Source organism: Pseudoalteromonas aurantia (assembly GCF_005886875.1).
In the GTDB taxonomy this organism is placed as follows: domain Bacteria; phylum Pseudomonadota; class Gammaproteobacteria; order Enterobacterales; family Alteromonadaceae; genus Pseudoalteromonas; species Pseudoalteromonas aurantia_A.
In genome coordinates this window covers 1-7,388 of record NZ_PNBY01000173.1, presented here as the reverse complement: position 1 = coordinate 7,388, position 7,388 = coordinate 1, and the positions used below count along the sequence as shown (strand labels likewise).

Sequence of the window (7,388 nt, the reverse complement as noted above, 5' to 3'; positions counted from 1 at the left end):
CCTATAGCGAAAGAAAAACAGTATTGGAAAACTTATAACGAGGTGGCCAAAAATGATTGACCACTACATATCTTATATAAGATGGTGTAAAAGAGATAGTAAAAAAGCCACTGTATTGTCATACACTGACCTCTTAAACCATAATATGTAATACTACTTTGACCTTCAGGCTAGGCATTATTTAGAGGTACTTAATAGCTCGGCGTAATTTAAACCTTGTCCAACAAGTAGGGTTTTGACAATAAAGTTAGGCTTCATATCTTGAACAGCTCTTTCTAAACGGCGTAAAGGCTCATTAACATGTTCAAAACCTAATGCCCAAGTACCGTAGCCCCATGGGATAAACACTTTACAACCCAGGTCTTGTGCAGCTTGTACTGCATCTTCTGGTGACATGTGCATTTTTCTTGCTCCGCGAGGGTAGGCTACAATAGGCATTAAACATACATCTATATCGCCTACTTTTTGCGGTATATCTTTAAAAATAGGGCTATAACCCGTATCCCCAGCGAAATAAACTTTATATTGACCATCATCCATTAACCAACTCCCCCACAAGCTTTCATCTGTATCGAATGCACCATGACTAGATGTATGGTTTACAGGTAAAAAGTGAAGGCCGGTATTATTATGTTGAGTTTGTGTATACCACCCCATTTCAACAATAGGGCCTTGCTGATAATTCACATCATCGGCAGTATCTAGTGGCAAGTACAAAGTGGTGCCATCATTAAAACCATTCAAAGAATCATTGTTTAAGTGATCGTAGTGGTTATGAGACACCATGACCCCTGTTACAAACTGCAATTGGTCTGCTTTTATCGGTGCTTCACCCAAGCGATTTAAGTCATTAATAACCTTACTTCCAAGCCAGCCATAGCCATCAAATTCCCCAAAAACAGGATCTGTCACCAATGCATCACCATTTGTTTTCTGTATTAAAAAACTTGCGTGGCCAAGCCATGTGATATGCCCGACATTCCCTTTACTTATTTCAAAAGTAGGCGAGAGTAACTTCTCATATTCAAAGCCAAACGTCTTATCAATACCTGAGTGCGCAAAACTGATCATGCCCTGCTCAACCACTTTCTTTTCAGTTGGTAATAAAAAGTCTACTTCATCATAAGCATGGTGAGGGCCACTCCCTTGATACGTACTAGGGTACATATTTTGATATTTCTTTCCTGTTACTAAAAATAATTCATTCTCAATACGGGTGATACTTTGTGAGCAAGCACTCAAACACAAAGTACTAATAAGTGTAAGTAAAAGTCTATTTTTCATGGTTGCGATACCTTTCCTATAACATGCACTCATCGTACATTTGCGGTTCATTAAAATCTTAATCACTTTTTATGATTTATCGAAAATAGAAAACAAAAAGAAAAACAAAAAAATAAACAATAAAATCAGAAGCTTGACAAGACACTTAGCTTAGTATTTCAAAATTACGATAGATATTGACGCATAACAACCTACCCTAGCGACACTAAATATATTTCAACCAAGCATGGGCGCTACAGAAGTGTGATTGATAATAATTAAAATGGCCTGATATTTTCATCTCAACGCATTTTTTGTCGGGTAAGGTAATCTTCCCCGAAAAATCACTGAAAAAGAGTAAAGTTAACTTGAAAGAACATTCAAATTATAAGGAAGATAATGAAAGATTATAAAAAGCTTGATGTGCTCAGCTTTTCCCTCTATTTTTCTACCGTGCACTATTCGCAAGAACTCACGTTAACCACACAAGATAAATTCACGCTCAAAGCTGATTTTTTGAGTCTCCAATAACAAGTCATAATGCCGTATTAATGCTTCATCAGTGAAACCATAAGAGGAACATTTATGAAAGTATTAGTAATATGTTATCTCGGTAAGGTATACATGCGCTTAGCCTCGATTTTAGAAGGGTTGGAAAAAGTAAAAATCAACAATAATAAACACTTGCAGTAGTTCATTACTCGGTAAATAGGTTCTATCCAGCCGGGAATAAAATACACCAATGGCACAAGTGCGACATAGTTAATGAAAGCAAGAAGTGTGGATTAATCGATGTCATGGTTTTATCCCTAAAGTATTTAATTAAAGACTATACCTTCGCAGGTATACAAAATGTGTTACAGGATCAGTTACCAGCGTCAAACTACAACCTCAAGGTCATTTTTTGCTTCAATATTAATACAGTCACTATGCGTAATGTCCCCTCAAACTGCTTTGTTATTACCATCAACTATTGCTCGATGGTTCTGAGGCTGCTTTACTAACATCATATACGTATGATGAAGAAGTAAAGGCAGACTCCTTCTCTAAAACCCAGCCAGAATGGGGGGAAACCAAATTCGCTGTTTACACGTTATCCCCCGGCCAACGAGAAAGCTACCTAAAGTCTGTGCATTGTTTATATTGATTTCAATACTTATATTAGCAACATGCTAATAGATAAACACCTCTTGGTAATCAACTAAAAACGATAGCTCACATAGGCACCAACACCTTGTTTGTACGCACTATCAGCCGTAAAGCCATTCTCTTGCGGGTTAAAGCTCGAGTACTTCAAATACACTCCAGTATCTAAGCTTCTAGAAAGTGCATAATTCATTGACACAGATGCCTCATGCGCGGTTGATTGTGTCATATCATTTAAACTCCGGAGTATGTAGTTAGTAGTTATCACCACATCTTCCAATACTTGATGCTGTACCCCTAGGTTAAACCGATATTCATCCGCATTTTTATCGGTATGTTGCACATTCCAAAATACATATTGCGCACCAAATAGCAACGCAGTATCTTGCGAGTAAACATATTTACCCGTAATATCTGCACCATAACCTAGTACATCAACATTGCCTCCCCCTAACTTTTCGTATATGTCTTTTAAACCAGCCCCGACAGTCAGTTCAAAGCCTAAATCACTATTTCCTCTGTCCAAAAACCGATACCGAGTATGGCCTAAGCCAATTGTCCAGTCATCACTCAGGCCGTATCGCGCATCAAGACCAACTCCAATATCGTCTTCATCACCGTTTTTACCGTAACCCAAAACGCCACCAACTTGTAACTCACTGTCTTGCACAGTTAGTGATCGAGTGACTAAGTTACGATCACTTAACTCATTCGCTTGACTCGCGCCAACACAGAATAATGCAGCTAAAAAAGAAATTTTATTTAACATGTTATGTCCTATTACTTGCTTCAATAACAACGATAATACCGACACAACCTGTAATATTCGTGTACTTAACTGTAGGAAAATGTGCGTGAATTGTGAGAAAGTGAAAGCTGGGGGTGTTTATAAATACATGGGTAAATTTATCATCTTACTACCCAAGTGAAGCGACTCTCATTGAAGTGGTCAACCGCTTTTGGCCACCTCGTTATAAGTTTTCCAATACTGTTTTTCTTTCGCTATAGGCGAGCTTCCTTCATTATGACGATGAGATCGGTAACGGTTAACCACTACAAATAGCTACAGAATATCGTTGCTGAAAAATGGCTTTTAAAGTAGGTAGCGTTAAGTGAAAACAGAGTAGCCATCCATAATATTGATAGCTACTCTAGGTAAGTAAGTTTTAAAAATGAGATTTAAAAAGTAGCACTGTAGCGTACACCGAATTCACTCGCATCATTGCTCTTGATAAGCAAGATATAGTCGCCAGTATTCAAACGTGCATCATCATAACGCTCATCAAATACATTACGACCATACAAAGATACAGTCCAATCAGCATTGATTGGGGCATATGAGATATCAAAGTTTACTGTAGTACGTGAATCAATTTGCGTCATACGACGAGGATCATAGCTAGGCTCACCGTACATGCTATCTCGATAAGACACATCTACACGCGTGGTGAGTAATGCGCTATTACTTAATTCAAATGCGTACGATGGGCTAATTGCCGCGGTTAATTCAGGTGTAAGTGGTGCAACTGGTTTTACGCCATTTTGCTCTTCAACATCGACATCCATATAACCCAAGCTTGAATGCACAGTAAAATTATCAGTTACCATGTAGGTACTTTCAAACTCAATTCCACGGGATGTCTGCTCAACGATTAAATTATTTGTATCAAAGCCTGAATCTGTAACAACATTCACCTGATAAGGTAAATCATCATACTCAGTATTAAATAAAGCCACGCTCATACTAAAGTCATTGGTTAACTGGCCTTTAAAGCCTGTTTCATAGTTTATAGCACTGATATTTTCACTGGCCATAAATGCATTATTAGCACGAACAATTGCCGCAGCTTCAGGGTTATCAGGTCCGCCAACTGAAAAATACTGACCTATCAAAAAATAAGGACGGGCTGGATACTGCCCAGATTGATAACCAGTCTGCACAGTCGCATACCAATTTAAGCCATTCTCAAAAGTGTAGTTACTGGCCACTTCCCACGATACATCATCCCACTCTCTTTGTGAGTAAACAGTCCCGACAGGATCAAATACATTAGTTGACGCAGACTTCTCATCTTCAGTGTAACGTACACCACCAGATAAACGTAAATCATCTGTGGCATCGTAGCCAACATTCACAAAAACGGCTTTACTTGTTGTTTCTTGATCAAGCTCTAACTTTGTTGGCCCACCGTTAAAACTTGCTTCATCAGAGCGTTGACGGTTACTCCCTTCTTCATTAAACCAATATAAACCAGTCACAAAGTCCACATTACCCAAGTACCCTGTAAACTGCAGCTCTACCGATGTTTGATCTGCAGTCCCACGCTCTGGATAATGGTCTAGCGCAAGCTTGGTACCATCGTCATCAAGGCCTGCCATATACTCAGAAGAACGCTTACTAAAAATAAACTTCGCACCTAAGTCTTCGTTAATGTCGTAATCAGCAGTCAATGATAGACCATTTGCTTTATTAGATACCTTAGAAGTGGCAAGCGTGCCAGTTGCATTATCATATGGGTCAGCCGCAACATCAGTGTTGCGCAACCCGTTTTGATATAGACGTCCATTTGGCATTTCATCAATTAATGTAGTGTACGGGCGCGTGCCACCTTCACCGTCATTCGCATCTGCGGTGAAAACAATACGTAAATCATCGCTGGCGTTGTATTTTAGTGAAAAGCGACCGTGAAACTCTTGATTTTCACCTACATCATATTCAGCATTTGGTAAGTTAATGAACTCACCTAACCCGCCACGACGATTAAAGCCAAGATTAAAATTAAATGCAAGGTCGTCGCTTACGGCTTGGTTAGTAAAAATACTGCCCTTTAGACGACCACGAGTACCTACCTCAGCACTCATTTTAGCAACGGCTTCTTGTCCTGGCTGCTTGGTTATAATATTAATTGCACCGCCAATTGAGTTACGACCGTATAGGGTCCCTTGAGGCCCACGTAAAACTTCAATACGCTCGATGTTTGCTAAATTCCAGTTTTGACCAACTTGGCGGCCCAGGTATACGCCATCCACGTAAACGCTCACACCAGGATCTGTTGTGATCAAATGATCCTGAAGACCAATACCACGAATAAAAGGGTTTGCCGATGAGTTATGACCTGCCGAAAAACCGGTTATATTAAGATTAGGAACAAATTTACCCACATCGGTAATATCAGCAATCCCTTGAGCAGCTAAGTCATCACCCGAAAATGCACTCATTGCGATAGGCACTTCATAAATAACCTGTGATCGCTTTGTGGCCGTTACCGTAATAGCTTCAATTTTCGATTCTTTTTTTGCAGCCACTTCTTCAGCCATAACCGGTGCTGCAACAAGACTTGCCAAAGCAAATGCCGTCGCTGCCGCTACAGGGCTAAAGTTTCGCGCTACTGTGAGTTTACCGTGTGTCATTGTCATCTTTGTTCCTCATTAGAAACTAGTTAATCTTAATCTCGTGTGTTCCGGTTTCTCGCTAAGGTGCGCCAACCGGGGTGAAAGCATGACACTGCACATATATTATTTAAAAAACACACGCACACAGAAATGCCACCTATTAAAAGAGGTCGCAATACGTATAAACATGAATTAACAAATAGAAATGCAGCAATAATCTGCTATTCGGCTGGGCGAATATGTTACCACTTTATGACAATACAAAGCAATAATCATATTTGCCCCCCACCCAACTCGAAGCATTAGAAAGTTTATTTCAAAAACCCACATAAAAAAACAAATACAAACCAACACACAATATTAAAGTGATTAATAAATCCAACAACCTAAAAAACCACAAAAATAAAAACTGGAATATCTATGGACAACAGGAAACCATTATTTACTATTACTAAATAATAAAATCAGAATCAACAACGGCTATGATCTTACTAAAAGTAATCACTGCGCTTTCTCCCTATATTAATTTCAGGCTTGCCTCTCAGCAATTTGTAAGCAAATATTAATATTCACATTAAGTTGCCAAAATGTATACAAACACCGACTAAGCTGGAGTTGAGGCATAAAAGGAGAACAGCTATATGCATAATTCAAAAAAAATACTGACCCCACAAGAAGCCACTGTAGATATGAACCCCATGTTAGATATCGTATTCATTTTAATTATTTTCTTTATTGTTACTGCCAGCTTTAACCGAGAGACTGCGTTAGAGTTGAACCGTGCAGATAACACCGCCAATACGATACAACCCAAAATAAGCCCTGTATTTACCATTAATAAGCAAAACCAAGTATATTTAAATAATCGCCAGATCACGCTTGAAAATATAAATGTCAATGTCGCGCGATTAGCAGCTGTCGGAAAGTTCAACTCAATTAGCTTGCGCGCCCACCCTTTAAGTGAACATAATACGCTTGTCACAGTGCTCAATGCCATAAAAGAACAAACAGATGTACCTGTATCACTTGGAGAAGCACTTCACTGATCAACCTAATCACTGTAATAGGTAAGTAATCCACACCTCTTACAGTGCCTTCAAATACATCATTCAGCTAGATATAGGAACGCTCATGACTTTGTTTCATTCAGCATTTTGGGAGTTAAATACATCAGTACTTTATCACGCACAGTATGCGAGAATAATAAAGAGATAGTCACTAAGGAGTCATTTTCTAGGCTGTTATTTATATCCACACCAAGATAAGCATAAGAATTGTGCTAAAGAGATGCACTGAACTAACCTTTACATAAATTGGTATAAGAAGTGCTCTACTCAATTAGATCAATAACTTAATAATTTGCTATTAGCGTCATACCCAATCTAATTATTCTGGGTCCTGACCTGCGTCAAGAAGACAACGGGGTAAGTATATGAAGCCTGTTATATTAACAGCGGCAAGAAACATGGGGGTTTTGACCCTGACCTGCGTCAGGAAGACAACGGGGTAAGTATATGAAGCCTGTTATATTAACAGCGGCAAGAAGCATGGGTGTTTTGGATCCTAACCTGCGTAAGGAAGAAAAA

At 39.0% G+C, this 7,388-nt stretch carries 5 protein-coding genes; 2 read left to right on the top strand and 3 right to left on the bottom strand.

Features of this window, described 5'->3' with window-relative positions; translation table 11 throughout:
- Positions 1–177: 177 nt before the first annotated feature.
- Positions 178–1,284 carry an MBL fold metallo-hydrolase gene (locus CWC18_RS20310; RefSeq protein WP_138676009.1) on the bottom strand — a complete coding sequence of 369 codons (1,107 nt, stop codon included), beginning with the start codon at positions 1,282–1,284 and terminating at the stop codon, positions 178–180.
- 378 nt (positions 1,285–1,662) lie between these two features.
- Between CWC18_RS20310 and CWC18_RS21805 the strand changes: the two genes are divergently transcribed.
- Positions 1,663–1,794: a hypothetical protein gene (locus tag CWC18_RS21805; RefSeq protein WP_283235315.1), complete on the top strand. Its 132-nt coding sequence runs from the start codon at positions 1,663–1,665 to the stop codon at positions 1,792–1,794.
- A gap of 670 nt (positions 1,795–2,464) precedes the next feature.
- On the opposite strand, the gene CWC18_RS20305 is transcribed toward CWC18_RS21805, so the two are convergent.
- Together CWC18_RS20305 and CWC18_RS20300 are read right to left on the bottom strand one after the other, a co-directional pair.
- Entirely contained in the window at positions 2,465–3,178 is a 714-nt protein-coding gene (locus CWC18_RS20305) for a hypothetical protein (RefSeq protein ID WP_138676008.1), read from the bottom strand.
- 410 nt (positions 3,179–3,588) lie between these two features.
- The gene (locus CWC18_RS20300; protein WP_138676010.1) at positions 3,589–5,820 is read right to left on the bottom strand and encodes a TonB-dependent receptor; all 2,232 of its coding nucleotides are present in this window, start codon (positions 5,818–5,820) and stop codon (positions 3,589–3,591) included.
- 623 nt (positions 5,821–6,443) lie between these two features.
- On the opposite strand from CWC18_RS20300, the gene CWC18_RS20295 reads away from it, so the two are divergent.
- Entirely contained in the window at positions 6,444–6,848 is a 405-nt protein-coding gene (locus CWC18_RS20295; RefSeq protein WP_138676007.1) for an ExbD/TolR family protein, read from the top strand.
- Positions 6,849–7,388: the final 540 nt, after the last annotated feature.